Below are 26,739 nucleotides of genomic sequence, written 5' to 3' on the forward strand. Positions count from 1 at the left end.
GTGGAGTTCTGTCAGAGTCAGGGGTGAACTTCGGGCTCCACCCACTGATCCCTGTCGTTTCGAGCCACACCTTGGACAGACCACCGGTTGAGGCTCCGGCCAGACGAATGTTCCAGGGCACGGAGCAGGTCAGTCAACGTCGTATTGCCGTGGGCGTGCTCGACAAAGTATTCGCGTATGGCGCCAAGGAACGCTTCTCGCCCCACATAGGCACTGAGCTGCCTGAGCACGGATGCACCCTGGGCATAGCGGATCACATCGAAATTGATCTCAGCAGTCTGTACGTCCAGGGCGTCCGCGGCGGCAGGATGTTTCGGCGGAAGCTGATTTTGACCGTATACCCGATTCTTCACGGTATCGACGAATACGAGCCACGCCTCGGTCCAGCGGGTCGCATTCTCCATGCACAGCGCGGCCGCATAGGTGGCAAACGACCCGTTCAGCCACGAGTTCTCCCACCAGCGCAGCATCACCAGATTGCCGAACAATATGTGCGCCATCTCACGCAAGATCGTGTAGGCGCGACGTGCGTAGAGATCGTCAGGCACTTTGCTTTTGAAGATGAAGCGCTCCCGGAATGTCACACAGGACGCGTTTTCCATTGCGTCGGTGTGAAACTCGGGCACAAACAGCTGGTCGTATTTGTTGAACGCGTATCTTGTTCCAAAATTGGTGCGATACCAATCCAAGCCTTGTGTGGTGATCTTGAACAGTTCCTCCGCGTCGAGATGCGGGGAGAGTGTCTTGCGGCACCACAGACCGAGATCGATCCCGTCGTGCTGTGTACGCGCTACGTGGTAAGGCCCGGCCATCAGTGAAGTGGCGTATGGGCTGATCCGTTCCGTCGTCTCGAAGTAGATCGTCTTGCTTTCCGCGAGCCGTTCGACGTGATTCTCGCGGCCGTTGGACGCTACCTCCCAGTGATTCGGCACCTTTGCTCGGATCGTGAACGTCGCCTTGAGGTCAGGTTGGTCGAAACACGCATACATACGTTTAGCGTCGGTCGTCTGAAATTGAGAGTAGAGGTAGGTCTGGCCGTCGATCGGGTCAACGAACTTGTGCAGTCCCTTACCAGAATTCGTGTACTGCAGATCGGCGTCGATGAAGAGAATGTTCTCCGCCGCGAGGTTCTCAATTCTGATGCCCTTGTCCGGGGCATAGCTGCTGAACTCCACATCGGAGCCGTTCAACGTCGCGAGATGAATTTTGTCGGCGACGACATCAACGAATGTTGTCTCCCCTGGACGGCGCACGGTGAAGGTGATCTTGGTTTTCGAGCGAAAAGTGTTCCATGAGGGATTCCCTGACCCATCAGTCAAGTCCAGTTCGACGACATAGGAGAGAACCTCGATCAGATCGGCACGAATGGCGGCGTCAACCGTGGTGAGGTAGGGGTCGACACCGGTGGGTTTCACGACTGATGAACTCCTTCGGGTTGGTGTGGCTCGACTCCTGGGTGAGTGGTGGAGCCACCGGAAACCAGTTCCTGGATCCTCGTTCTGGACGGAGGTGAATCCAATCGGATCGGCTAGCTAGGTCTCAACGACTTGGTTGCCCAGACGTGTTTGTCCCTTCTCCCGCGGACCGCTGTACAGAAGGATGTTCTTCCCGTCCTATGACAGTGCCGTCAACTCGACCATGGCGAACAACCCTCCGGGCTCTCCGCGGCGGCGCCAACGACGGCGCTGAGGGTGATTAAGCCAGTCTGCGGTCGATCGGAGGAAAGTGACACGGGGGGCGGGTCCCGATCCGAAACGGGAGTGCGCGTTGGATTTTGCGGATACTGCGATCGAATCCTGGGCTCACTCCGGACGCGGATTCGGTGTCAGCTCTGGTGGACCGGGCAGCCTAAGCTGTGGCGCCAAGTGCGCCATCCCAGAAGTGACATCAGGTACCGGCAGATATCGGCCACGCGGTGAAGGTCGCCCCCTAAAGCGGGGTTCGCGGCGATGTGCCCCGGCAGGCGATCGGCATCGGCGGCCACCGATGAAGTGCCATGCACTCGGCTTGGGTTGCTAGCCCGATAGAATTTTCGTATTCACTACTCCCCCAGGGGTTCCTCGAACATGATGACCTGCCGTATCGCTAGGCCTTCAGCGAGTAGGTCCATTGCCTCGTTGATCTCAGTCAATCTAATTCGGGATGAGATGAGCTTATCGACAGGGAGCTTTCCCTCACGCCACATTTGCGTGTATCGGGGGATGTCGCGGGACGGGACAGCGGAACCGAGATAGCTGCCGATGACAGTTCGCGCTTCGGCGGTCACGGTCAAGGGCGAGATCGCGGCACGCGCAGCCGGGCCAGGCAGGCCGACCGAAATGGTGGTGCCTCCGGGCTGGGTTGCGACAAAAGCTGTTTCGAACGCGCGGGGATGGCCTGCGCACTCAATGACGTAGCGAGCCTTCACGCCGAGGGCCACAACTTGTTCGGGAGTGTAAGTCTCGGTTGCGCCGAGGTCAGCCGCTTGCTGTAGCTTCTCCAGAACGGTGTCCACCGCGATGATCCGCTCGACGTCGAGAGCTTTCGCAGTAATGATCCCGGCCATCCCAACGCCGCCGAGTCCGACGATCATCACGGGATCAGAGGGAATGGGTTTAGCGACGTTGAGCACAGCCCCCCCGCCGGTGAGCACCGCGCATCCGAGGACAGCGGCTACATCGGGAGGGACATCGGATTCAACCGGCACTGCCGACGCACGGTCGATGACAGCGTGGGTTGCAAAGCCCGAAACACCCAGGTGGTGATGGATGATCTCGCCTTCGCGGCTCAAGTGTCGCGTGCGGTGAAGTAGTTCACCGGTATTGTTTGCGTCCGTCCCTGTGGTGCAGGGCAGCCGGCCCCCCTCGGCGCAAGCACCGCATTGCTCGCAGCGGGGCAGGAACGACATCACTACCCGTTGTCCCGGATGAATGTCCACGACTGCGCCGCCGGTGGCAACTACGATTCCAGCCGCCTCATGACCGAGGAGCATCGGCGTGGGGCGCAGCCGGTTTCCGTCGACCACACTGAGGTCTGAGTGACAGATTCCAGCCGCCTCGATCTTGACAAGAAGTTCTGTGGGGCCGGGTTCTCCGAGGTCGAGTTCGCCCACTGATATCGGACGTGTTTGTGAGAAGGGCCGGTCTCGGCCGGACTCTTCGAGGACTGCTCCGGTGATCTTCATCAATTGACCTGATTTCGTTGTATCGCGTTAAACACCATTGACGCTTGTAGGAGACAGAGGTCGCCGAGAAAACGCCCCCTGGCAACCGTCCCGATAGTCGTACTGCGGTTTGTGGTCGGGACGTCATCTGAACGATTCTCGCGAGAAATAACGACGGGAAGGCTGCAGCGATAGCCGGCTTCCACGCAGTCTAGCCACGGAAGGTGTTGCGGAAACAGAACGACCACAACACCTTCGGTGAGCTGCTATTCGTGACGTGAACGCCCGTATCGATCAGGGTTCGGGATGAGGGCGTGCTTCGCCTCATCATCCCGAACCCTGGCGCCAATCCGAACATCAGCAAGAAGTCTGTGCGCCCGTAAAGAGTCGCTGACCATCACAAAATGCCAAGCGCTCATCCCTGGTTGGAATCGCCGCTCGCATTGGCCCATGAGGCGAACTCTCTTCCGCAGCAAGCAGTCTGATTACCCGGTTAGAAGCCGCCGTTCCTTTGTCGAGCGTGTTAGTGCTGCGAACGCGTCATCCGTGCGTTCCAAGGCGTCATCGATATCGGCGTCGGTATGCGCGGCACCGAGAAACCAGTTGTGATAAGGGTGCAGATAGACACCCCGCGCTGCGGCCTCGTCAGTCCACCTTCGCGTCAGCGTGAAGGTGTCGTCGCCTGCGAATCGCAGCAGCGGCATCTGTACCGGACCGGTTTGAACCACCTCGAAGCCATGCACTGCTGCCTGCGCGTCGAGTCCGTCACGGAGTCTCTGCCCTGCACGCTGGATTCGCTCGAGTGAATCGGTCTCGCGCAGTTCCGTTATGGTGGCGACCGCGGCGGCCATGGACACTGCGGAGAACCAGAACGAACCTGTTGCGTATATCTGACCGGCGGCCTCCCGCAATGCGTCCGTGCCGGTCACTGCAGCCAGTGCGTGGCCGTTGGCGATTGCCTTCGACCACGCAGACAGGTCCGGCCTGACGCCGAGTGGTTCCCAACTTCCTGCGAGATCTAGCCGGAAACCGCAGCGGACGTCGTCCATGATCAATACGGCGCCCATCCGATCGCACAATTCACGCAGCCCCCGCGCGAAGTCCGGGTCTGCGAGTTCCTGATCGCGGTGGACGTCATGCCGGAAAGGACAAACGATGATTGCGGCCAAATCATCACCTGCCCGTTCGGCCGCGGCACGTACCGACTCAATATCGTTGAACTCGTAATAGTCGAGGTGCGCGCGATCCTCGGTTGTCACGCCGGCTGTAAGCGGCGTGCACCAGGGCACTGCCCCGTGATAAGCACCCTTGGCGGCGAGCACCTTGCGGCGTCCAGTCGCTGCCCGGGCAATCGTCAAGCAAGCGGTGGTTGCGTCCGTGCCATTCTTGGCCAGCATCGCCCAGTCAGCATGCGCGATGGTGTCGACGAGCAGTTCAGCGAGTTCAACCATGATCGGCGAGACGCCATTGAGGCAGTCCCCCTTGGCGAGCTGCTCGGCTACCGCTTGTTGAACCTTGGGGTTCCCATGGCCGAGTACAATCGGCCCCCATCCGCACATGAAGTCGAGGTAGGTGTTGCCATCGGTGTCGGTGATGCGGCAGCCATCACCCGACGCGATGTACTGGGGCAGCACATCGGAGAAATCGCGGACGTTCATGTGTCCGTAAATTCCTTTGGGGACGACAATCTCGGCTCGTTTGGTTAGTCCAGCATCAATGCTGTTGATCATGTCAGCAACTCCTTCGCTACGTTCGCGATGCCAGCGGCGTCCAGCAGATACTTGGCATACAGGGCGGCCGGCGGCCCTACCGGTACGTATTCGTCCGGCACTCCATGCCGGCGGAACCTTCGGCCGGCTGCTCCACCTTCAAACAGAGCCTCGGCAACGGCGGTACCGAGGCCGTTAGTGACGTTGTGCTCCTCGACTGTCAGGATGGCGCCAGTTTCGCGGTACGCGGCGAATACCTCCTCGACGTCCAACGGGGAGATGGTGTGCATGTCGACGACTCGGGTACTGACGCCTTCGATGGCCAACTGTTCGGCAGCGTCGAGCGATGGCCTGACTTCGCTTCCGGTGGCAATGATGGTCAAGTCAGTGCCCTCGCGCAGCCGAACGGCCTTGCCGAAGGTGATCTCCGGAACTTCTGGGTAGACCTCGGGATCGCGACCTCGCCCAAGCCGGATGTACATCGCGCCCGGGTGGTCCACGGAGGCCCGAAGCACTGCGCGAAGGTGATTGGCGTCGGTCGCGCACACAACGGTAAGTTCGGCGAAGGTGCGCAGGACGCCCAAGTCTTCGAGCGCGTGATGACTGGTTCCGTAAAATCCCATCGACATGCCGGAGTGGTGTCCAACGATCCGCACCGGCATCCGTGGGTAGGCACATGACGTGCGAATTTGCTCAGCGCACAGTAGCGCCGAGAACGACGCGAAGGTCGCAGCGAAGGGCACGAATCCGCAGGACGCTATTCCTGCCGCGGTTGTGATCATGCCCTTCTCCGCGATGCCCATGTTGAAGAAACGGTCTGGGTGCCGTGCGGCAAAGTCGGTAGCACGGTTGGCGGTCGCAAGATCAGCGGTGAGCACAGCGATGCGAGTGTCGCGGTCAGCAAGGTCGGCAAGTTCTTCACCGAACACGAAGGCAGGGATCGCGCTGACATCATTGCCGTCAAAGGATCGACTGTCACTTAGCGCTGTCGCTCCGCCGCCGAAGATCTCTGCTTGGTCCTGGGTATCGCTCATTTGTTTGCCTCCAGCGGTCGCAGGCCTGCCTTCAGTTCCGCGATCACATTGTCGTAGTCGGCACCAACGAGGTTACCGACGTGCCAGTCGGGGTTGAATTCCATGAGCCGAACGCCACGACCCTTCACCGTGTCAGCCACGATGAGTTGTGGGGGCCCCGTGGACTCGTTTGGCAGCGCAGCGAAGACGTCCAGCAGCGCGTCCAGATCGTGCCCGTCTACGCGGTGGGTTTGCCACCCGAACGCCCGGAACCGGTCTTCGATTGGTTCCACACTCATGACGTCGTCGGTGAAACCGTCGATACAGAGCTGGTTTCGATCCACGATGGCAACGAGGTTGCCCAGTTTGTAGTGCCCGGCTGCGGTAGCGGCTTCCCAGATCTGGCCCTCGTGCAATTCGCCGTCGCCCAACATGCAGTATGTGCGGTATGGCCGGTTTTCGACTCGCCCCGCTAGTGCCATACCCACGCTGACAGACAGGCCATGGCCGAGCGACCCGGAGCTGAAATCAATTCCCGGGATCTTCTTCATGTCGGGATGGTCGCCGAACCTACTGCCCAGGCGCGTGTAGGTGTCAAGTTCGGATGGGTCAAAGAAGCCCACGTCGGCCAGCACCGGGTACAGGCCGATCGCAGCATGCCCTTTACTGAGGACGAAGCGGTCTCGATCCGGCCAATTCGATTCTGCTGCATTATAGTTCATCACTGCGTAGTAGAGAGCGGCAAACAACTCTGCAGCGGAGAACGACGACGTGTAGTGCCCCGCTCCTGCAATTCTGGATAGCCGCACCGTCTCGAGACGGACGAACAGCGCTCGGTCGGAGAGGCGTTCTACTTGCACTCTCCGTTCGAATGTGCCTCTGGGTGGGATCATTGGGTTACAGCTCCTTTGCTGTTGATTAGCAAGGTCGGGATCGGTACAGCAAACGCCGTGGCTGGCATTCACCGGTTCTGCTCAGTAGTGGATTTCAAGCCCGATGCGATCTGGACTCCGATGTATGGGCAGCTCTGCAGACGAAGACTTCACCGGAGTCTCCGCGTGGCGAATCGGTATCGTGTGTGAAGCCGCATGGTGGCTTCACGGTTCGGCTACTGACCGGGACGACAAAATCCCGATATGCCTCGAATCGTGTTTGCCGCGGACCCTGGTGATCGCCATGAGAATTCCTACCGTTGCCGACGTTCGAGCAATTCTCGGAGATTTTTCGTTGCAGAAGAGCTGATCCTGAAGTATCTTCGGAACCAGATCTGAATTAGTCAGAAATTTCGGGATTCTCCAACGCCATTCACGTGATGCCGAAGGTCCTACTGTCGCGTGACGCCGCAGTTCTCACTGCTTGCAGGCGTGCACGATCGGATTCCCGCCCAGACGCTGTTTGAGGAGAATGACCAATGTCGCCATACGAGGACCAGCGAGTTCGGGAGGTCAAAATCGATGAGATCGATGAGATTCTGCTCTGGGAATTGACCACCGACGGTCGAATGTCCAACAACGAGCTTTCACGTAAGGCAGGGATCGCTCCCTCGACCTGCCACGCTCGGATCAAACGGCTCGAGAGCCTCGGCATCATCCGGTCGATCAACGCGTTCATCAACTATGAGTCCCTTGGGTTTCCGATCCAGGCCATTGTGTTTGTGCGACTCCAAGCAAACGCGCGTGATCAGGTCAAGAGCTATGCAAGCCGTGTCATTCGATTCCCGCAGGTGCTCAATGTGTTCTTCATGGGAGGGCCGGACGACTTTCTGATTCATGTGGCATGTACCTCGAGTTCCCAACTCCGTGACTTCGTGGCGTCGAAATTGAGCGCTGGCCCGGTAGCGGCAACCACTACGAGCATCCTGTTTGATCACTTCATCGGTGTACAGCACATGGAATATGTCAGCGGATACGAGGAGATGCGACGTCCGATCCGCTAGTTGCACGCGCGATGAATGATGAACGCCCCGGCTCCAGCGCGTCGGAGGTCCAACGCCGTAGCGGACGAGGCGCCCTCCGCCGATCTTCAGGCCAGCCGATCCGGAAGTTGCCCACACCCCTCAACAAGGCGCGCACCGATCTGCAAGCTTCGGCGTAAACCAAGTTCCCCCTCCAGATCCGTCTGGCCAGGATCTTCCCTGCCGGCACCTCCCTGAGGCGACTTTGCCGAAGTGGCCGTGACGGATACGACGGGTCACTGACTGCGCCAAACTGCCACCTAGGTCCTCGCACGCCCCTTGGCCCGGCCGAGCCGAGCGGGACGAGGTGGCAACTGCACTCTTTGACGATCGAAAGTACTCGGTCGATAGCGCCGACGGGCACAGGCGTACCGAACATCCTTCTGTCCGACAAGACCGGAAAGGTGTTGTAGCGAAAGATCTTCGATGATTCCGAGCCTCTCGAGAATGATCTTTCCTTACCTTGGCAAGCCGCCGATGTTTCTTCACTATTGACTGGCGCCAGACGAATTCACTGGCGCATAGACGTTGCCGGCCTCCTTCTTCGCGTCGCAGCATCCGGCACATCAACAACCTACGGAGCACCTCATGAGAATCGGGATTCCCCGAGAGATCAAGAACCACGAGTACCGAGTGGCCGTCACCCCGGCCGGAGTCCATGAACTATCAGGTCGGGGCCACGAGGTATTTGTCGAATCCGGTGCCGGCGACGGATCCTCGTTCGCCGACGAGGACTTCAAAGCCGCTGGCGCACAGATCCTCCAAACAGCCGAACATGTATGGGAAACTGCCGAACTGCTGCTCAAGGTCAAAGAACCCATCGCCGGCGAGCACGCTCTCCTGCGCCAGAACCAGGTGCTTTTCACCTATCTGCACCTCGCCGCGTCTAGGGACTGCACTGACGCCCTACTCGCCTCGAAGACGACCTCAATCGCATACGAAACTGTCGTCGGCACCGACGGCTCTCTCCCCCTGCTGGCCCCGATGAGTGAGGTCGCCGGACGCCTCGCCCCCCAGGCGGGCGCCTATCACCTCATGCGTCAGGGCGGTGGCCGTGGCGTCCTGATGGGAGGCGTTCCCGGGGTTCGTCCGGCCAAAGTGGTCGTCATCGGCGCTGGCGTCTCCGGCAAGAATGCGATCGCCGTCGCGTATGGAATGCACGCGGACGTCACAGTTCTGGACTTGTCCATCGCCCGCCTCCGCGAGATCGATGCTCAATACCACGGGCAGGTCAAGACGATCACCTCCAACACCCTCGAGCTGGAACGAGCCGTAATCGAGGCCGACCTGGTCATCGGCGCCGTACTAGTCCCAGGTGCGAAGGCCCCCAAACTCGTGTCGAACAGCCTCGTCCAGCGGATGAAGCCAGGTTCGGTGCTCGTCGATATCGCCATCGACCAGGGCGGCTGCTTCGAAGATTCGAGGCCCACCACGCACGCCGAGCCCACGTATCAGGTACACGACTCGGTGTTCTACTGCGTTGCGAACATGCCCGGTGCAGTCCCCCGTACATCCACCTATGCGCTGACCAACGCTACCCTCCCCTATGTCGTTGCCATCGCTGACAGAGGATGGGAGAAGGCCACCTCGACGGTCCCTGGCCTGGCGGAGGGACTGAGCACTCACGACGGTGCATTGCTGTCCTCGGAGGTCGCCGCTGCCCACGGCTACACCGCCGTCAACCTATAAGGCCGCCGCGCGGGAGTTGGTCATCTCCACCGGAATGTGGTTCACAGCGATCAGCAATGTCGAATGCTGCAGCCGCGCCTGGTGGACGGCGGCCGGCTCCCGCATGGTCATGTCCGGCCCCGGTGGTGAGGACGCAGAGCCCTTCTGTCGTGTGGTCTCCGAAATACGCGAGGTACACCGTCACAGCGGGCCGACTACAGGCGTAGGTAGACAACTCAATACCGATGATTGACCGGCCTCGAGCACCACTTCCGAATACTCACTCCGAACCCTGGCGATAGTAATATCCACAGCATTCGCTGGGAACCGCAACGAGTGGAGGACCGCCACTTCATCACATCAGACGAGCCTCCTCAGATGTTCACCCGCCCCATCACAAAACAACTGGCGACGTCGATTAAATCTCCCGGACTGGCGCAGGCAGTCATGACAGCACCAAATGCACCTGCGCCCTGTGGGTTACGAAATCAGTCAAAGTCCGAAGAAGCTTGGGCGATCGCATCAGGGACACCCACTCAGGCGAAACTTATCGAATATTTCCGCTCATATTCGCAGGATCTTCGATTTTCTCCCTACGTTTCATTGTGTTCTGCATCATTGTTCTGTCAGTTGCGAGGGCGCCCTGGGGACGGATCGACTCCTCGCCGTCTCACTACTGAGCCCAGACCACCTTGGGGCAGGGTCGTCACTCTCAGGCAGCCCACCTTCTTGCACGCTGCGGCGTCCCAGTCTGTCGAGTAGCGGAGACCACCATGAAACAGAAATTTCGGTACGAATCGCTATGGGCGGGAGCAATATTGCAACCCTCGGGCAGATGTGCAGTGATCGCACACAACGGATGAATGTCATTCAGAAAAATAGTGCGCCTCCACGTTCGGAACAGGGGAAATCCATATGGACGTTCGGCATCGAAGGTACTGAGTCATGTTGATTGACAAATACTTTCGGCTCCGATTTTGGTCGCTTCCGCGAACCCGATCGAAGTAGAAACTCACTACCAGAAAGAAGATCCTTCGACTATGAGCACACAAACGAAAACACCCACAGCCCGCGCCTACCGCATGTCGATTGCAGGAGAGTCGCGAGAGAGCGCTTCAGGTGAAACCATCGAGGTACGGAACAAATTCGACGGCAGCATCATCGGCACAGTGCCTGCCGGCACGATCGAGGACGCCCAGGAGGCCCTGAACGCAGCGCAAGTGGGTGCCGAAATTTGGTCTGCTACACCGACTTTCCGGCGAGTCCAAGTACTCAAGGCTGCATCCGCCCAAATCCGGGCCCGTCGAGAGGAACTGATTTCGCTCCTCAGCGCGGAAAATGGCAAGACGATCGCACACGCCAGTTTGGAGATCGATACGACGGCTCGAATCTTCGAGGGGTTCGCTGAGGAGTCGATGCGACTCTTTGGCCAGGCAATTCCGCTCGATATTCAGGAAGGATTCGAAAGCGACCTCATGATCACCGTGCGTGAACCGCTCGGTGTCATGGTCGGCATCGTGCCGTTCAATTTTCCCGCCGAACTATATGCTCACAAGGTTGGCGCCGCGTTGGCAGCGGGGAACGCAATGGTGGTCAAACCACCGGAGGACGACCCCATCGTCACGATTCTGCTGACCGAAATCCTCCACCAGTCAGGTGTTCCCGGAACGACGCTTCAGCTGGTGACTGGTTACGGCGACATCGTTGGCGACCACTTGTCCAAAAGTCCTGACATCGCTGCAGTCACATTCACCGGCAGCACCCAGGTTGGTTCGATCATCGCAGCCAACGCTGGGAAGAATATAGTCCGGGTATTTCTGGAATTGAGCGGCAACGACGCCTTCATCGTGTGTGACGATGCCGACCTCGACTACGCGGTTGGGCAGGCGATCGAAGGCCGCACCTACGCCAACGGGCAGGTGTGCGTTGCGACAAAACGCATCATGGTGGTCCGTTCCCGATACGCCGAATTCCTCAGCCAACTCCGGGGTCGGGTCGAGGCGCTTCGAGTAGGCGATCAATCTTGTGGGAACACCGACGTCGGTCCGCTCATCAGCATCGAGGCTGCTCAACGTGTGGAACAACAGATCCACGATGCGATCGAGCAGGGAGCGCGCTTGTTGACTGGCGGCACTCGCGACGGCGCGTTCATCCACCCCACCCTCTTGGAGATAAACAGGACTGTCGGTATTGCCACCGACGAAGAAATATTCGGCCCGGTCTTCTCCGTTCTCCCCGTGGACAGCCTCGACGAGGCGATCGACATCGCGAACGCATCCCAATTCGGATTAAACGCGGCGGTGTTCACGGCCGATCTGAAGCAGGCAATCCGCGCCGGGCGCCGGATCAAAGCTGGCATCGTTTCCGTCAACGGCGGTAATGCCTACCGGCCCGATGTATCGGCATTCGGAGGCTACAAGAAAAGCGGTCTGGGTCGCGAGGGCATCGGCTACACCCTCGAGGAATTCAGCCAGGTCAAGAGCATCGTTCTGCGTGGAGTCATCACCCAGGATTGAGACCACAAGCAACCGCTCGACCTGTTCGCTCGCCTCCTCGATCGAGCACTGCGCCTGAGACAATTACACGAATCGGGTCAATTCGGAGGCACTGTCGCTGGGCAATGTGCACGTCGGGTTCGCATTGCCCAGCGACACCCGAGGGTTCGCATTGCCCAGCGACACCCGACGTGCACATTGATATCGGCGCCCTGGACAGCAGGCTGTGCTGCCTGCATCGGCCCGCGATTGGTGTTCGTGGTCGTAACGGCTACGTCGCGAGAACGGCCACAGCGAGACACTGTTCCATCACAGTGGGAAAGCAGATCCTTCGAGCGCATGCAGAATGCCGCACAGCCGATCGCGACGAACCGAAGATTCTTCGAAACAGGGGTCTCGGATCGCAAATCTGATGAAACTTCGAGAGAGATGTCGATGAATGTCGACTGAATCTTCGCGAGTGGCATCGCTGCGTCAAAGCCGATGCAATCTTTGCACTACAAGACGTGCCGTGACTGGGGGCTTGCAAGGAGGCTGCAGTTCCACCAACCAAGATGAACTGCCCTAGCCCCGGCGCACCGCAGCGGAGTGATGGGCCGCGGGTCAATCAACGAATAGGACGTCGTCAGAAAGTGACACAATGAGCAACTCCCCCCAATCTCAACCCCAGCCCCTCGGCACAGAACCGGCCTCGGTGGACGGTTCCCAAACTCTTCTGCACCGCGGACTGGGTATCGGCTCAATAGTCTTCATGGTGGTTGCCGCCGCCGCGCCTCTGGCTGTGGTCACAGCCAATCTTCCCCTCGTCATCTCGGCGAGTGGTAGCACTGCAGCCCCTCTGTACTTCCTGATGGCAACCGTCATCTTGGTGCTGTTCTCTGTGGGCTTTACAGCCATGAGCAAATACGTCCCCAACGCAGGCGCCTTCTACTCATACATCCAAGCCGGACTCGGCCCTCGGATGGGAATCGGAGCAGCCGCGCTGGCCCTCGGGTCCTACGGCGTGATGCTCATCGGGATCAATGCCTTTTTGGGGGTCGCGACATCAAACCTGCTGATGGCATTTCTCAACGTCGATGTGCCGTGGTGGTTGTGTTCGCTCGTTGCCCTCGTGAGTATCGGATTCCTGGGTTACCGCGATATCGAGTTGAGCTCTAAGGTCCTGGGCATTTTGCTGGCGGCAGAGGCACTGGTGGTTGTGGTCCTCAACATCGCAGTAGTCAGTCAAGGAGGGGCCGCCGGGCTCAACGTCGAGCCGCTGTCAGTCTCCGCCTTCTCGACAGGGACTCCGAGCCTTGGGCTTATGTTCGCGTTCTTCAGTTTCATCGGCTTCGAAGCGACCGCCGTATTTCGCAACGAGGCGAAAGATCCGGACCGAACCGTTCCCCGCGCGACCTACATCGCTGTGGTGTCCATCGGCTTGTTCTATGCGATCTCATCGTGGGCGGTTATCGAAGGGCTTGGAGTCGGGCGCGCAGTCGACAAAGCGACGACCGACCCTGAGAACCTCATCATGAACCTGGCCGAATGGTATGTGTCACCCATCTTGACGGACATCATCCAGGTACTGCTGGTGACAAGCATATTCGCATGCGTGTTGTCGTTCCACAATGTGCTCACGCGGTACCAGTTCACGCTCGCAGTAAAAGGGCTGCTGCCAAAGTCGCTGGCAATGGTTGACCAGAAGCACCTGACACCGTCGAAATCATCGTTGACCTTTTCTTTGATCTCGCTGACGGCAACGGCGATTATTGCGGTCCTCGGATGGGACCCGTTCAAGCAGATCTACACGTGGTTTTCTGGTGCAGCGACGCTCGGGTTGATTGCGTTGATGGCAATGACGAGTTTCGCCGTCATTGCCTTCTTCCGGAAGAAGGAATGTACCCGCAGCACCTGGCGCGCGGTGATCGCACCGGGGTTGTCCTTGATCGGGCTCACTGTCATCCTCATTCTGGTCATCGGAAATTTCTCACTCCTTGTCGGAAGTGCTTCCACCGCAATCATTCTCGGGGGACTCTTGTCGGCAACCTTTGTTGCCGGGGTAGTGGGCGCCGAGGTAATGAAGCGCTCCCGACCCGACCGGTACGAAGCACTGACTCGTGATAGCCAGTGATACGCCAAAGTCGGCGACTCGCCGAACGTAGAGGGTCCGGACACGGATAGTCAGTGCCCGGAGAACGGCAGAGGGATACAACAGAACAAGGCAAACTCCATCAACCATTTCGAAAGTGAGGCACTGCGATGCGCCCAGTACTCGATCCAACAAAGGGTTCAAAGGAGCGCCCTCCCGTTACGAGCAACCCCCTTTCGCAGGAGGAACTGCTGTTAGTCATAGGCGTACTTACTGGCGACAGGACGGTGACCCCCACGTCAGCGTCTTAGTTCCCGCACTTTGCCACCGACTTCAATTGCGTTCCTACCGGGCGCGAGCAGCGCCAATCTCTCCGAGTGGTTTTAGGGCAGGCACCGGTGCCGTTGGAGAGGGCAGCGAACTCGTACCGGTAGGAGCACACTAAGCTGGCGACTATGCCACTATGCGCAAACCACACGCGCCTTCGTGTTGACTCTACAACGCAGGCGCACTGAAATATCGGGCGTCGGTTCGGCATCGCGATAGTTGAAACCCCACTAAACCGGGACCATAATCGCGAAACCGAACTTATTCTTTTCAGTAAGTTCCTAGCTATCCAACTTTCGGTGGTTGCATATCTACCGAGAATTACGTAATAATCTTGGGGGCGTCCAAATGGGCACCTTTACCCAAACCATGGAGGAAAAATGGAGCAGCTTATCGCGTCATTGCTGGGGGCGTTCGGCGGAAGAACTGGTAGCGCCGGCAGTTCCGAGGATGAGGTCGGAATCCCTCCGGGTGAGGTACCCACCTCGCTGTCCTGAGAATCTCGTGCGATGGTCCGCTCCCCCTGCGGACCATCGCACTTCTTATGCGACAACCAGGCCTCGACCGCTCTGTAAACTCGGCATTCCCGGCGATACGCTTTCACTGGATCTCACTGCGAAGGCTCTCGGCCCCTTTCGCGTTAACAAGCGCACGCAGACCGGATGGAGGGGTTTGAGAAACAACACCCAGGCGACCCAAATGTCGTAGGCGTGAAATTCATTCAGAAACTGCTTCCATTACACATCATGGCTCGACTCTCTGAGCCTTTATTCAGAACCTTTAGTCGATGTCTCCTGAGTTCGGATCGTCGGATGAAATGTCGGACACCTCGACATGCTCGCCCGTCGAGGTGTTCTTCAATAAATAGTCCAACAGGACGAAGATCGCATCCGGTCGTGTTCCTTCTGGATCAGCAAGCCATGCGAGCACCGTTCCGTCGAACACTACGGACAAAAGTTGAGCGAGCGCCGCCTCCCCGCCTGGAAGGCGGCTGGAGTGGTCGGGCAATATTTGCTTGGCTACGAGCGCTGCGCTTTCCCGGTATCGACGGTACTGACGTATTGGCAGATCATTCATGTTTGGATTACGCATCGCCATCGTCGTGAGTTCGTAAATGCCGATTTGTCTTCCCCTGTCGTCGCTTTCCACGGCGGGCCAGGTTTCCCGAAATCCGTCGAGAAGACTCTTGATCGGGGCGGACGGCGTGTCATTGCCTCCTGGAAGTTGTAGTTCGCGCAACGCGCTGGTGAGTACTTCTTCGAGAAGTTCCTCCTTGCTGGAGAACCAATAGTGCACGGTGCCCAGCGGAAGTTGGGCTTCGTCTGCGATCCGACGTGTTGTGGCCGCGACAATCCCATCCCTGGCGATTACTTGGCCGGCTGCTGCGATCAACGCGGCCCGGCGGCCGTCGTCTTGCCGGTCAAGTCGTCTTCTGTTGGCTGACATGCTTTTATCTTGTCACCCCTTTGGGTCATCCGTACTGGAGGATGACCAGTTCGATCTAGTCCAGACTTCGTCATCATGTCCGCGCACCAGATTCCCGCTCGGTCGCCTGCTAGATTGACTCACGCTCTCATTCGGATCGATGAATTCCAGACGCAGGCAATGCAATCCAAGTATCAGATCGATTTCGCAATTACCATGAGATGGAAGCACTGACCGGTTTCGTCACTCAGCCGGCACCCGCGCTCGTGGGTAGAGCTGCCGAGCAATCGTCAGCCTGTCCATCGCCGCTGGACCACTCACGGGCAGGCGCACAAATGAGCAGCCCACGAAGTGCGACAAACGAACCGCCGTCGGGACACTGTCAAGTTGTTGAGCATGCCTGACCTGAGATCAACTATAGGTGCCGTGCATGCACAATTGGACCGGCTTCCAGGGGGGATCATCGCCCACTGCGCATGGCTCGACTACCGATTCGCTCCCTCGGTTCGTGAGATCGCGTTGCTCGCGCGCAGTGAGATTGAAGCGACGAACGTCGGACCATTACGGGAAGGCTCCCGACATTTTCGTCCAAGGAAAGCAGGACACGAAGTTGAGACCAGGTCCTGCCGGACACTATTGAAGAAACAAAGGATTTAGGTCACGGGCCCTGATTACCGACACGATCGCGCTCGTCCCGGGTACGCACCCGAAAAACAATCCGCACCTGGTGTGCGATGCTCGGGTCCGAGTTCGCTCGCCGCCTACAGCAGAGAGCCTCACAACCTCGCAATCTTATTCCTTTTCGATTCTTTGCAAGATGTTCACGGCCATATATTTAGGTCTTTTTCGTCAGATTAATATGCAGAATTGACGACAGATGTGCCCCGCCCGATCTGGTGGGGCACATCTAACCTATCGCTACCTGCTAAACGCTGCTGCCACCTCCACCGAAGAATGCAACCAAACCCAATGCAGCAGCGACTCCTGCAAGGACACCAGCCGTCCCGCCAAGGAAGGTGATTGCGCCTTCGATGGCAGTCAAATCAGATTCTGACGAAGTCATTGAAACCCCTAACTGAGAGTGATTCCGCGAGTGCGGTATTTGTTATCCGGATCACAGTATCGCGGAAGGTGTTTCAACGTCAATATCCGATTCCAAATATATTTATATGTAAGAACCCCGCAAGAGCGTCGATAGGAATATCGGTACAGCATGAGAAGTCATTTGCCAATAGCCTCAATGAGATACCTAGACATGAGCATCAGTGGTGCCCTTTGGCTCAAATGTCAGTTTGGTTGAGAATCAGCAAGAACATAGTCGATAATTTCGTCGAGTACATATATGGCGGCGGCAGTGTCAGAATCGCCATGCCATCGCCTGATTGTTGCCTCAACGCTAGCGAGGGCGGTTCGCGCGATTGTGTTCACCGGTCTGCGCCACGATATGTTCGATAGATCAGCTACCCTCTTGAGAAAATTGGCAACTTCGTTTTGCGCCAACTCGCCGACAGTTGGTCGACAGAGAAGTATACTCCTAGATATTTTGGATTCCATCCGCAGGGAACGCCTGACGGATTCTTCTACAAGTAATTGATGGTTGGGCTGACATCGAAGTGAGTACCCTAGAAAGTGCAATCCTTTGTATATCAGAAAGTCTCCATCAAGGTTTGAGGAATTGCCTGAATGCGAGATCGTTGCGCCCAACGTCGACCGGATCTGGTACAGGTAATTTGTTGCTGCCGCAGCAACGACCGTATCGATCAATTCAACTTTGCTGGAGAAGTAGTAGTACACGGATCCGGGGTTGATTCCGGCGTGCGTCGCTATTCGGCGAACGGTGAGGAAGTCGAGGCCGTGTTCTTCGGCTAATTCCAGTGCCGCGCGGGTCAGCCGTTCCTCCGGTGTGGTGTTCATCCCAGGGGCATAGTCTTTCGGAGAATTCTTCATTCCTTCGGTTCGTCTCAATTCTCTTCGGCAGTGGACTAGACATCGCGATGTTGTATCCGCAGCCAAACTCCGAGGTGAAGTCCGCCCACTGGTTAGGTCAGGCCATGGGAGCGATAATGCATTTAGCGTGAGCATCGCTTCGTCGGCCGCCGCCGAGCCCGACGAAGCGATGCTTCCTTCAGCAATTGGGACTTCTCCGAGGTGGCGGATCTAGTCCACTGGAATGTGAGGTGCCGATCGTGGCGAGGCAGGAGTAATCCGGCGGGGTGAACAGCGAAACAGAAGCGCTTCTACCTCGATTCGAGTGTTCGAGTGGTTGCCCTCGCGAGCGCGCTGGGGAGTTTGTCGTACCCTCCGGGAGTTAGGTCGTTCCACTTCATTTTCTCGCGAAGCGTTGCGAGGTAGTCCTTGTAGGCGTGAGCATCCAAGTAGCCGGCATGGCGGGCCGATTTGACCATGCCCAGACCGCCGGAGAGGTCGGGTTGGTCAGTTGCGATCAGTTGCTCGAATTCGGCAGCTGACCGGGGGCGGTCGGTCTGGTCTTTGAGGTACTGCCCGATCACGTTGGAGATGTTGTCGAACAATGTGTAGGCGCTGGAGTTCACTTCGAGAAATCCGAGCGTGAACAGATTGCGGTGCTTGCGGTTAAATGCGGTCAAGTATTCCTGCGGACGCCCGTGCGACCACTGGAAGTACTCGTCATCCATGTAGGGGATTCGCTGCTCGTAGCCGGTCGCATAGAGTACGAGATCGATTGTCTCCCTTGAACCGTCGGTGAACACGACTTCGCTTCCGTCCAATCGGGCGATATCAGCCTTCGCGATGATATCGCCGTGCTGAAGGTGGTGTAGGAGTTGGGTGTTGAGCAAAGGATGGGATTCGAAGAGTTTGTGATCTGGTTTGGGAAGTCCCCAGCGAGTGACGTCACCGACGAGGAAACGCAGCATCGCTGTCATGACAGGGCGCTCGATCCAGCGTGGCAGTGATCTGCCTTTGCCTTCGAGTTGGTCAGCGGGGATTCCCATGATGTGTTTGGGGATGAAATGGTATCCACGCCGAACACTGATGAACGCGGCGTCTGCGTTCTGCGCCGCATCACATGCTATGTCGGCACCGGAGTTGCCGAGACCCACGATCAATACACGCTTGCCGGCGAAGTCGCGGGCGCTGCGATGAGTGACAGAGTGGCGGATTTCTCCGGTGAAGGCGCCCGGATGGTGTGGGGTGCGAGGATGCCAGTTGGTTCCCGTTGCGCAGACCACCCCTCCGAAGCGTATGGCGGGCCCCACAGAGGGAGTAACGATCCACGTTTCTCCATCGGCGTGCACTTTCTCGACGCTGCAATCGAACGTGATTCTCTCTCGGAGTCCGAACGTGTCCGCGAAGTTTCGCGTGTACTCGAGGATCTGTGTGCGCTTGGGGTAATCGCCGTAGTGCGTGGGCATCGGGAAGTCGAAGAAACCGGACGTGTCGCGGGAAGAGATGAAATGAGCTGACTCGTACATGGGGCTCCCGGGGTTGTCGATATCCCAGATGCCCCCAACATCCGTGTGACGTTCGAATTGTTCGTAGGCGATTCCGAGACCGGCGAAGGTGCGGGCGGCACTCAAACCTGCAGGTCCCGCGCCGATGATGCAGATGGCGCCGGATCGGTCAATAACGCCTTGCGCATCGGTGTTGTCATTTCGTCGAGTGGACATTTAGAACTCCTATAAGTGTTTGCACGCCAACATTATTGGTCATTGCTCGATGGACGCGAGGAACTTGCGGCGCCCTTTTTCTCCGAGCTTTTCTCCGATGGGCAAAAGTGTGGGCACGAGCCACGGCACACATTGCAGGACCCGCGAAAGGATGCTGTCGCCGTACGGGACGTAGATTTCGAGGCGACTCTTCGAGAGTGCCTTCTCGACAGCGTCCGCGACGTCATCCACCGTGCTGATCTTGCCTATGAAATTCAGCAGACTCCCGCCGTGAGTGGCTTCATGCCTGAGCATCGGTGTGTCGACGGCACTCGGATAGATCCCACTTACAACAACATCGGTTCCTCGCAATTCATACGATAATGCGGCGAGGAATGCTCTGAGCCCAGCTTTTGCCGCAGAATAAGCCGCAGAACCAGGCAGAGCCAAGATCGCCCCTTCCGAGACCGTGGCGATCAGATGCCCCCGATTCTTCGGCGTGAAAACGCGGGTAGCGGACCGGGCGAGCCGAAGAGTGCTGGTGAGCATAACTGCCATCTGAAGTTCCAGTTCCGCAACGGTGGAATCCTTCACCTCGCCCGGAACGATCACACCTGCGTTGAGGAAGCACACCTCCAGTCGGTCGCTCCATTCACCTTCGATGCGCCCTTCGAGAGCTGATACCGATTCCGCGTCGGACAAATCGCATGCGATTGCCACCGTGCCATCGCCGATCTCCCACGCGGCATTCTTCGAGAGTTCGTCGTTTCGTTCGACAGCCAGCACCGTGTATCCCTGACGTCGAAACCTTCGCGCTACCTCACGCCCAATCCCCCCGGCGGCTCCTGTGACCAGCGCATATCGTGCCTCCATCATGACGTTTCCAATCGTCGAATTATTTGGTCATGCGTCTTGGTCACTTGACCAGTACACATGACCAATTATGCACAATTTCGAGAATGCTGCATGAAACATGGCGCTAGCGAACCGCCGGGGGAAATCAGGGTGCGAATACGCGGGTGGGAACGCTGGGCGGTGGCCATGCGGCCGACCTCACCAGCTCCTTGGTGGGCGGCTTCTTCGATCGGCATCTCCAAGGACCGGCGTTGCCGCTGCTCAAGGGCATGGACCCCATTGGCCCGGAGGTACAGTTCAACCACCCGAGACTCGAAATACCGCATGCCCCGATGGAGAGCGAAACCGCCTGGCGTGCGGCCATTTCTCCCACATAGCGGCCAACAAAACGGGCACGTAGGTCAATTGCTGACCGGGGCCACCTGAATCGGGGGGATCGTCGCTAAGCACTCGGTCGGGCCGGGCATGCCAGTGCCGAGGAAAGTGCCGACGATGCTGATGACGCAACCGCTGGGTTCCAAGTCCGGCACATGCCCGGTGTTAGGTACCGACACGAATGTGGCGGAGGGGAACTGTGCGGCGGCCAACTCTCCGTTTGCATCGGGCGTGATCGCGTCCAGGTCGCCGGACAACACCAGCACCGGCACGTCCGGCATCGGGTCTTGGACTTGATCGGGGCGCGGATCGTTCACCGATCCCGGCCAGCGAAGGCAGATGTCACCACCATCGCGTTGCGCGGCACCCCATCCCTGGGCGCTGAACGCGCCGAAGTCTGTGGGATCCGCGTGAGCGATCGAGTCACGGTACTGCTGCTCGCGTTCGGCCGTGGTCGCGTCGGCCGACCACAGGGTGGCGTAGTCGTTGCAGGAGATCGTGATAAAGGGGTCGACCGAATCCAACTCCGGTCCGCTTACTATGGCCGCTGCCCACTCACGCAGCGGGCCGTCGTCACCATTCGCAGCCGCATGCAAGGCGGAAGGCAGCAGACCTAATGGCGTCATCTCCTCCGGATCCGCGCCGACCGAGGTGGTGGCCGACTCGAAGATCAGGTTGCCGAGCTTTCCCTCGGTCAGCAGCATCGACTGCCCCGCGGCATCGACAGTGATCGGTTCCACTTGCATCCGCGCAGCTACTGTCCGCAAGTCTTCGACTGTGGTCTCGCCGTCGCACGCCTGGCTGCGGTCACAGATACGGCGCAATGTCAGCGACACAGCCTGTGCGGTGGGACGTTGCAACCGGTCGAAGTCGAGCGGGAAGGCACCAGTCAGCACCATCGATTGCACATGCTCGGGGTGCCGTTGTGCGTAGACCGGCATCAAGTAAGTGCCGTAGGAGATGCCGTACAGCGTCAGTTTCGGGATTCCGAGCCGTTCGCGCACAGCGTCGAAATCGTCGGCGGTCGCTGCGCTAGTGTATCCAGCCGCGCGCGGCCCCAGCGTGTTTCCACACTGCTCCACGATCTGTAACTGCTGTTCCCGCGTCCCCGTCCGAAACGTGGGCTCATCGGCTCCGCAATCGAGCGGGCTCGACACCCCAGTGCCGCGCGGATCGACGAGCAGCAGGTCGTGATCGTCCAATAGGGAACCTGCCACCTCGACCACCATCGCCGCGGACTCGATCATTCCCGCCCCGGGACCACCCGGATTCGGCAGGATCGTTCCCGCTGCGGGCTCTTCGTCGCGGCTGTGCCTCACAATCGCATAACCGACGTCCACTCCCCCCAGGTCCGGCCTGCCCTCCACCAATTCCCGGTTCATCACGCCGCAGTCCACCTCGTGCCCGGCAACCGTCGGGCACCAAACCGGTTGCGGTGGAGGACTACTGGACACTTCGGCGACACACCCAGTGGCCAATCCGACCACGGTCACGGCGAGCGCCACGCTCATCGACGACCGAAAAACACTACTCATACGCTGGCTCCTGTTCATCGCTACGACCCAGCTGGCCACCGGGCGTTGCCGATGCTGCTCGAACAAACGCAAAGCGATACCAAGTTAGAGGCAAAACGATGTAAGAAAGCTCGGTCGATACACCGGAGGCGCTGAGGTTCGCCGGGCCCGAGGTCGATGCCTGAAATGCCGACCACACCGGGGAACACGCAGATTCGCCTCGGTCACTGCACTCGCGGCGATCGGGGTACTAGGAAAACCATGGCTCATTCGTCGAGCTTGCTCGATGTCAGAACCTATTCGCGTCGGGCGGAGAAGCTCGGTGCGGTCAGTCGCTTGTCGCAGGGATGCTCGCGGGTTTGGCGGACGTTCTCGGGTGTGCGGTCCACTCCCGGCAAGGTGAACCCGACGGACGCGCCGCCGTCGGTGTGATTGTCGACGTGGACTGAACCACCGTGGGCAGTGACCACATCGTGGACGATGGCCAGGCCTAAGCCGGAACCCGGGGAGGCGCGTGTACGTTTGGCACGATAAAATCGGTCGAAAACGGCGTCGCGGTCCGCGGTGTCAATGCCAGGGCCGTGGTCACGGACAGCCATCGTAGACTTCCGGATCTCTATGTAGATGTCGGTTTCTGGCGGGCTGTATTTGGCTGCATTGTCGAGCAGGTTATCCAGGCACCGCGCCAACGCGCGAGGACGCACCCGCACTGTCGCCGGATCTACGGCTTCGACGGTGACAGAGCGTCCAGTGCACCGGCGTAAGCGGGCCGCGCAGTTTTCAGCAAGTTCGACCAGGTCGAGCGGAACCGGATTCTCGGCAGCGTACTGATCGGTTGCTAGGTCGACAAGTTCTCGCACGAGCTCATCCAGGGCGAGGGCCTCGTGTAGCAGCGTGCCCAGCACCTTGGCCTCGTCGTCGGGCGCGAGCCGTCCGCCAGCGCGCTGTAGTAATTCGGCGCTGGCGCGCACCGAGGTGAGCGGGGTGCGTAGTTCATGGCCCGCATCCTCGGCCAGCCGCTGCTGCTGGGCGCGCGAAAAGCGTAGTGCTGCAAGCATTGTATTGAAATTTCGGGTGAGTTCACCTACTTCGCCCCGCGCGGTGCCTACCAAGTTCGTGGAGAGGTCCTGAGTAGTGGCGATGCGCTCCGTAGCGGCGGCCAGTCTGCGGATCGGGCGCAAAATACCGCCGATTGCCAGCCAACAGAGAACGGCCGCAGCGGCAAGTGCGGCTGCGGTGACCCACACCGTTTGATCCAGGAATTCGCGATCAACACGTTCTACCTCGGCGTAATTGCGGCCTACCATCACTGCTCCGCCGCCGGGTCGCGCCTTGGTGACGACGTCGTGCGGAGCGCCGTCCAACTCCACACTGACAGTCACCGTACCTCGGCCTGTGCGCGCGACCTCACGGTCGGCCTCGGTCACGGGCAGAGGATTCCGGCCGGGGGTGAGGACTTGAACGGTGCCGTCTGGCAGCAGCAATTGCTCGGTGGTGTCCGGCCGCACGGGCAGTGGCGCGCCGGCAGGCAGCACAGCGAGCAGGGTGTCGGTGCGATCGGACAGACCGCGCTCGAACTGGCCTACGACGAGGGGCGCGACACTGTGATAGGTCGTCACCACGGTGACGACGATGGCCGCGATGGCCGCGACGACCGCGACGAGAGTGATTCTGATCCGTAGCATTACACTGCCCTGATCGTGAAGCCGACATTGCGGACGGTGTGAATCAGCCGCGCCGCGCCGCCTTCCTCGGTTTTACGGCGCAGGTAGCCGATATACACGTCCAGCGATCGCGACTCGGTGTCGAAGTCGTATCCCCAAATCTCCCCGTAGATGAGGCTTCTCGACAAGACCAAGCGGTCGTTGCGCATGAGCAGTTCGAGCACGTCGAATTCGGTACGCGTCAGATCCAGCGTCCGTCCAGCGCGCCGCACCTCCCTCGTCGCCGGATCCAATACCAGATCCATGACCGTGCGGACACCTTGGTCAGTGGCGGGGGCATTGCGGCGCAACAGAGCGCGGACTCGCGCGAGAAGCTCTTCCGTGGCAAAAGGTTTGGTGAGGTAGTCGTCGGCTCCGGCGTCGAGACCGGCGACCCGGTCGCCTACCTGATGGCGAGCGGTGAGCACCAGTATCGGCAACGGGTTGCCGCGTCGGCGCAGCGTCCGGCACAGCAGCAGCCCGTCGAGTTCCGGCATCACCACATCCACCAGTGCCACGTCCGGTTGCCGATGCCCAATGGCCTCCAGCGCCTCCACACCGTTGGCGGCGAGAACGACCTCATACCCCTCGAAGCGCAACAGTTGCTCCAGAGTGCTGCGCACATGGGGATCGTCCTCGACAACAAGGACCACCGCCGCAGGCATTTGTTGGATGCTCACGGCCCTATTATGCGTGGCGGCGTGGCGGCGCCTGGGTCGGATCACAAGTCGTGACCGGGATTCATGTCTGGGATGCCAGTTGATTGCGACAGGCTATCTGGAGAATGCTCAATCGCTGCTGCCTGTTCCGTCGGCGGCGACGTGAGCGGATTCGTGAGATATGTCAGTATTTCGCGAGGGGTAGGCAAACTCGGCCATGCGACTCGTGCTCGGTAGAGATGTCAGCACGGCGAGCCCCGTGATCGTCAGCTGTGGCGTCAAGCACGCTCAATGGGCACATATCAAAATCTGTGCTGATGAGGTGTTTTGTCGCGCAGAGTCGGACCGCGCCAGCCAGATCCGGCGGCATCGTTCCGAACCTGCCCATTGATGGGCATGGAGGCCCGCAGAGCCGAGCGAAGACCGGTCCTGTGACATCGCCACCGAGCGACGGCAGGCTAACCTAATTTCGCAATCCGGGCGTCCACCCGGTGCGGAGACGAATAGAAGGAGTTCGATGAAGCCGTCACGAAGTCGCTGGAGAAGGGTATGCGTTGCATTGCTCGGGGCAACAGCGTTAATGACCGGAGCTTGTGGCAACAAGACCGGGGACGACGATGCCCCGACTCGATCCGCGACAGCCGACACCTCCGCCTTTCCGATAACCATCGACTCGGCCCTTGGTTCCGCAACCATCGAGGCATCCCCCCAACGTGTTGTGACCCTCGGGTGGGGAAGCGAAGATGCAGCGCTCGCCCTCGGAGTAGTTCCAGTAGGCGTGCAGGACATTCAACCCGGCAGCGGGGACGGTCTACTCCCCTGGTCGCGGGCTCGACTCGAAGAACTCGACCCAGGTGCCGAACCTACCTTCCTGTCGCCGGAAGTATCGTTCGAACAAATCGCGGGGCTCGAACCGGACGTGATCCTCGCGGTGCATTCGGGGCTCAGCCAAGAGCAGTTCGACACGCTGTCCTCGATCGCTCCGACTGTCGCCTATCCCGAGCGCAGCTGGGCCACCTCGTGGGAAGACCAGATCAGCACGGTCGGCAAGGCACTCGGACGCAATGCGCAGGCCGCAGAGTTGATCGAGTCCACGCAGCGAGTGATCGCCGACGCGAAGGACGCACATCCCGAGTTCGCCGACAAAACAGCCGCATTCGGCAGCGCCACCGAAACAGGTTCGTATAACTTCTATTTCGACACCGAACCCCGTACCAAACTTCTCCAGGCACTCGGATTCACGGTAGATCGGTTGGCGCAGCAGTTGCGTGAGGCCAGCGACGAGACAGCGTTCTCCGCGTCAGTGAGCATGGAAATCCTTCCGATGTACAACCCCGACGTTCTGGTGGCTTGGTACTTGTCGGCGGATTTCCAGAACGAAGTGGAAAACAACCCGCTGTTCGCAAGTATGGGAGCAGTCGTCGACAATTCCTATGTTCCAATTACTGATCCCTCATTGGTTTTCGCTTCGAGTTCACCGAATGTTTTGAACATGTCCTGGTTGCTCGAACAGTTGCTTCCCCAACTGTCGGCCGCCGCGAAGAACGTCACCACATAGGCACGACCAGACGTGCATGCTACTTCGATGAGAAGGGTGGGGCTCCAAGTCAGGCATCAAGCGCAGAAGGGTCAACAATCGCTGCGACGGGCCGTCATCCCCGTCGCGGTACTACCTGTCTTGCCAATTATTGGGCTTCTCTGCATGCGATGGGATCAGTCGAAATGGCTGTCCCGAATGACCGGTCCCGATGAGCTTCTCGTCGGCGGTGTGCTGATGTTGCTGCTAGCGGTGAATGGGCTGTTGTGGATGAGTTCCACGCTCCGGGTCGTCGGTGAAGATAGGGGTTGGTCTTGGTGGATTACGATCGCTCCGACTGTGGTGATTGCTGGAGCGCTCCTGCTTCTCGCTGTCCCGGGCGTCTGATCCTCAACGGCGCCAGCAATGAAACCGCTCTCTCGAATCGTTTCTGCGGTCCTACACGGTGCGGCTGCGCAAGGTGAGGACACACAGTGGCTGGTACGCCCGGGGGCAATCAACGTGGGCGGTGGACAACTTCCCGCTCATTGCGGATCACGACTCTTTCCGTCACGGCGGCACTGTCACGTTGTTGAATGCGGCAAAGCACTATCTGTGGCGCGCGGTCGGCCAGGACGGCAACGCGGTAGGCGTGCTGGTCCAATCTCGCCGAAAATGCGAAGGCAG

20 protein-coding genes are annotated in these 26,739 nt (G+C 59.1%); 7 read left to right on the forward strand and 13 right to left on the reverse strand.

From position 1 onward, the window contains the following. Positions 1 to 17 precede the first annotated feature (17 nt). The 5 genes from AC3WQS_RS27660 to AC3WQS_RS27680 all read right to left on the reverse strand — a co-directional run bounded on the left by AC3WQS_RS27660 (position 18) and on the right by AC3WQS_RS27680 (position 6,829). The gene (locus tag AC3WQS_RS27660) at positions 18 to 1,415 is read right to left on the reverse strand and encodes a M1 family metallopeptidase (protein ID WP_492713162.1); all 1,398 of its coding nucleotides are present in this window, start codon (positions 1,413 to 1,415) and stop codon (positions 18 to 20) included. A 626-nt stretch (positions 1,416 to 2,041) separates the two neighbouring features. After that, positions 2,042 to 3,163 carry an alcohol dehydrogenase catalytic domain-containing protein gene (locus AC3WQS_RS27665; protein ID WP_070797410.1) on the reverse strand — a complete coding sequence of 374 codons (1,122 nt, stop codon included), beginning with the start codon at positions 3,161 to 3,163 and terminating at the stop codon, positions 2,042 to 2,044. A 464-nt stretch (positions 3,164 to 3,627) separates the two neighbouring features. Beyond that, positions 3,628 to 4,872, reverse strand: coding sequence for an aminotransferase class III-fold pyridoxal phosphate-dependent enzyme (locus AC3WQS_RS27670; protein WP_070797411.1), 1,245 nt, complete (start codon positions 4,870 to 4,872; stop codon positions 3,628 to 3,630). Beyond that, a complete protein-coding gene (locus AC3WQS_RS27675; RefSeq protein ID WP_070797412.1) occupies positions 4,869 to 5,885 on the reverse strand; it encodes a transketolase family protein in 1,017 nt (338 codons plus the stop codon). Before AC3WQS_RS27675 ends, AC3WQS_RS27670 begins: the two co-directional genes overlap by 4 nt. After that, positions 5,882 to 6,829, reverse strand: a complete 948-nt coding sequence (locus AC3WQS_RS27680; RefSeq protein ID WP_241841243.1) for a transketolase — start codon at positions 6,827 to 6,829, stop codon at positions 5,882 to 5,884. The genes AC3WQS_RS27675 and AC3WQS_RS27680 overlap by 4 nt, the downstream gene beginning before the upstream one ends. 52 nt (positions 6,830 to 6,881) lie before the next feature. Between AC3WQS_RS27680 and AC3WQS_RS27685 the strand changes: the two genes are divergently transcribed. From AC3WQS_RS27685 to AC3WQS_RS27705, 5 genes are all read left to right on the forward strand, one after another. Then, complete coding sequence (locus AC3WQS_RS27685) at positions 6,882 to 7,106, forward strand: hypothetical protein (RefSeq protein WP_070797414.1); 225 nt, start codon at positions 6,882 to 6,884, stop codon at positions 7,104 to 7,106. A gap of 169 nt (positions 7,107 to 7,275) precedes the next feature. Then, positions 7,276 to 7,800: an Lrp/AsnC family transcriptional regulator gene (locus AC3WQS_RS27690; protein ID WP_070797415.1), complete on the forward strand. Its 525-nt coding sequence runs from the start codon at positions 7,276 to 7,278 to the stop codon at positions 7,798 to 7,800. Positions 7,801 to 8,406: 606 nt separating this feature from the next. Continuing rightward, positions 8,407 to 9,507: an alanine dehydrogenase gene (ald, locus tag AC3WQS_RS27695; protein WP_070797416.1), complete on the forward strand. Its 1,101-nt coding sequence runs from the start codon at positions 8,407 to 8,409 to the stop codon at positions 9,505 to 9,507. Between the two features lie 1,019 nt (positions 9,508 to 10,526). After that, positions 10,527 to 12,002, forward strand: a complete 1,476-nt coding sequence (locus AC3WQS_RS27700) for an aldehyde dehydrogenase family protein (RefSeq protein ID WP_078377560.1) — start codon at positions 10,527 to 10,529, stop codon at positions 12,000 to 12,002. A gap of 619 nt (positions 12,003 to 12,621) precedes the next feature. Then, entirely contained in the window at positions 12,622 to 14,094 is a 1,473-nt protein-coding gene (locus AC3WQS_RS27705) for an APC family permease (RefSeq protein ID WP_070797418.1), read from the forward strand. 1,065 nt (positions 14,095 to 15,159) lie between these two features. Here AC3WQS_RS27705 and AC3WQS_RS27710 read toward each other — a convergent pair. From AC3WQS_RS27710 to AC3WQS_RS27730, 5 genes are all read right to left on the reverse strand, one after another. Then, entirely contained in the window at positions 15,160 to 15,825 is a 666-nt protein-coding gene (locus tag AC3WQS_RS27710; protein WP_153212671.1) for a TetR/AcrR family transcriptional regulator, read from the reverse strand. Positions 15,826 to 16,729: 904 nt separating this feature from the next. Beyond that, the gene (locus AC3WQS_RS27715; protein WP_153212672.1) at positions 16,730 to 16,867 is read right to left on the reverse strand and encodes a hypothetical protein; all 138 of its coding nucleotides are present in this window, start codon (positions 16,865 to 16,867) and stop codon (positions 16,730 to 16,732) included. A 224-nt stretch (positions 16,868 to 17,091) separates the two neighbouring features. Then, positions 17,092 to 17,718 (reverse strand): TetR/AcrR family transcriptional regulator, encoded by a 627-nt coding sequence (locus tag AC3WQS_RS27720; RefSeq protein ID WP_492713161.1) that lies wholly within the window; start codon positions 17,716 to 17,718, stop codon positions 17,092 to 17,094. Between the two features lie 323 nt (positions 17,719 to 18,041). Next, entirely contained in the window at positions 18,042 to 19,451 is a 1,410-nt protein-coding gene (locus tag AC3WQS_RS27725) for a flavin-containing monooxygenase (protein WP_070797421.1), read from the reverse strand. Between the two features lie 39 nt (positions 19,452 to 19,490). Continuing rightward, positions 19,491 to 20,306, reverse strand: a complete 816-nt coding sequence (locus AC3WQS_RS27730) for an SDR family NAD(P)-dependent oxidoreductase (RefSeq protein WP_070797422.1) — start codon at positions 20,304 to 20,306, stop codon at positions 19,491 to 19,493. Between the two features lie 143 nt (positions 20,307 to 20,449). Between AC3WQS_RS27730 and AC3WQS_RS27735 the strand changes: the two genes are divergently transcribed. Further along, a complete protein-coding gene (locus tag AC3WQS_RS27735; RefSeq protein ID WP_070797423.1) occupies positions 20,450 to 20,662 on the forward strand; it encodes a hypothetical protein in 213 nt (70 codons plus the stop codon). Positions 20,663 to 20,686: 24 nt separating this feature from the next. On the opposite strand, the gene AC3WQS_RS27740 is transcribed toward AC3WQS_RS27735, so the two are convergent. The 3 genes from AC3WQS_RS27740 to AC3WQS_RS27750 all read right to left on the reverse strand — a co-directional run bounded on the left by AC3WQS_RS27740 (position 20,687) and on the right by AC3WQS_RS27750 (position 24,542). Continuing rightward, on the reverse strand, positions 20,687 to 22,195 hold the full coding sequence (locus AC3WQS_RS27740; protein ID WP_492713160.1) for an alpha/beta fold hydrolase: 1,509 nt from the start codon (positions 22,193 to 22,195) through the stop codon (positions 20,687 to 20,689). 275 nt (positions 22,196 to 22,470) lie between these two features. Continuing rightward, a complete protein-coding gene (locus AC3WQS_RS27745; RefSeq protein ID WP_492713159.1) occupies positions 22,471 to 23,859 on the reverse strand; it encodes a HAMP domain-containing sensor histidine kinase in 1,389 nt (462 codons plus the stop codon). Next, on the reverse strand, positions 23,859 to 24,542 hold the full coding sequence (locus tag AC3WQS_RS27750; RefSeq protein ID WP_070797426.1) for a response regulator transcription factor: 684 nt from the start codon (positions 24,540 to 24,542) through the stop codon (positions 23,859 to 23,861). Before AC3WQS_RS27750 ends, AC3WQS_RS27745 begins: the two co-directional genes overlap by 1 nt. A gap of 511 nt (positions 24,543 to 25,053) precedes the next feature. Between AC3WQS_RS27750 and AC3WQS_RS27755 the strand changes: the two genes are divergently transcribed. Beyond that, on the forward strand, positions 25,054 to 26,094 hold the full coding sequence (locus tag AC3WQS_RS27755) for an iron-siderophore ABC transporter substrate-binding protein (protein WP_070797427.1): 1,041 nt from the start codon (positions 25,054 to 25,056) through the stop codon (positions 26,092 to 26,094). Positions 26,095 to 26,739: the final 645 nt, after the last annotated feature.

It is taken from the genome of Rhodococcus sp. FW305-130 (genome assembly GCF_058788335.1).

Coding starts and splice junctions, on each gene's coding strand:
- AC3WQS_RS27710 (WP_153212671.1), bottom strand. CDS start 15,825: ATGTCAGCCAACAGAAGACGACTTGACCGGCAAGACGACGGCCGCCGG.
- AC3WQS_RS27665 (WP_070797410.1), bottom strand. CDS start 3,163: ATGAAGATCACCGGAGCAGTCCTCGAAGAGTCCGGCCGAGACCGGCCC.
- AC3WQS_RS27745 (WP_492713159.1), bottom strand. CDS start 23,859: ATGCTACGGATCAGAATCACTCTCGTCGCGGTCGTCGCGGCCATCGCG.
- AC3WQS_RS27720 (WP_492713161.1), bottom strand. CDS start 17,718: ATGAACACCACACCGGAGGAACGGCTGACCCGCGCGGCACTGGAATTA.
- AC3WQS_RS27705 (WP_070797418.1), top strand. CDS start 12,622: ATGAGCAACTCCCCCCAATCTCAACCCCAGCCCCTCGGCACAGAACCG.
- AC3WQS_RS27715 (WP_153212672.1), bottom strand. CDS start 16,867: ATGACTTCGTCAGAATCTGATTTGACTGCCATCGAAGGCGCAATCACC.
- AC3WQS_RS27670 (WP_070797411.1), bottom strand. CDS start 4,872: ATGATCAACAGCATTGATGCTGGACTAACCAAACGAGCCGAGATTGTC.
- ald (WP_070797416.1), top strand. CDS start 8,407: ATGAGAATCGGGATTCCCCGAGAGATCAAGAACCACGAGTACCGAGTG.
- AC3WQS_RS27750 (WP_070797426.1), bottom strand. CDS start 24,542: ATGCCTGCGGCGGTGGTCCTTGTTGTCGAGGACGATCCCCATGTGCGC.
- AC3WQS_RS27725 (WP_070797421.1), bottom strand. CDS start 19,451: ATGTCCACTCGACGAAATGACAACACCGATGCGCAAGGCGTTATTGAC.
- AC3WQS_RS27740 (WP_492713160.1), bottom strand. CDS start 22,195: ATGAGTAGTGTTTTTCGGTCGTCGATGAGCGTGGCGCTCGCCGTGACC.
- AC3WQS_RS27700 (WP_078377560.1), top strand. CDS start 10,527: ATGAGCACACAAACGAAAACACCCACAGCCCGCGCCTACCGCATGTCG.
- AC3WQS_RS27690 (WP_070797415.1), top strand. CDS start 7,276: ATGTCGCCATACGAGGACCAGCGAGTTCGGGAGGTCAAAATCGATGAG.
- AC3WQS_RS27755 (WP_070797427.1), top strand. CDS start 25,054: ATGAAGCCGTCACGAAGTCGCTGGAGAAGGGTATGCGTTGCATTGCTC.
- AC3WQS_RS27685 (WP_070797414.1), top strand. CDS start 6,882: ATGGGCAGCTCTGCAGACGAAGACTTCACCGGAGTCTCCGCGTGGCGA.
- AC3WQS_RS27730 (WP_070797422.1), bottom strand. CDS start 20,306: ATGATGGAGGCACGATATGCGCTGGTCACAGGAGCCGCCGGGGGGATT.
- AC3WQS_RS27675 (WP_070797412.1), bottom strand. CDS start 5,885: ATGAGCGATACCCAGGACCAAGCAGAGATCTTCGGCGGCGGAGCGACA.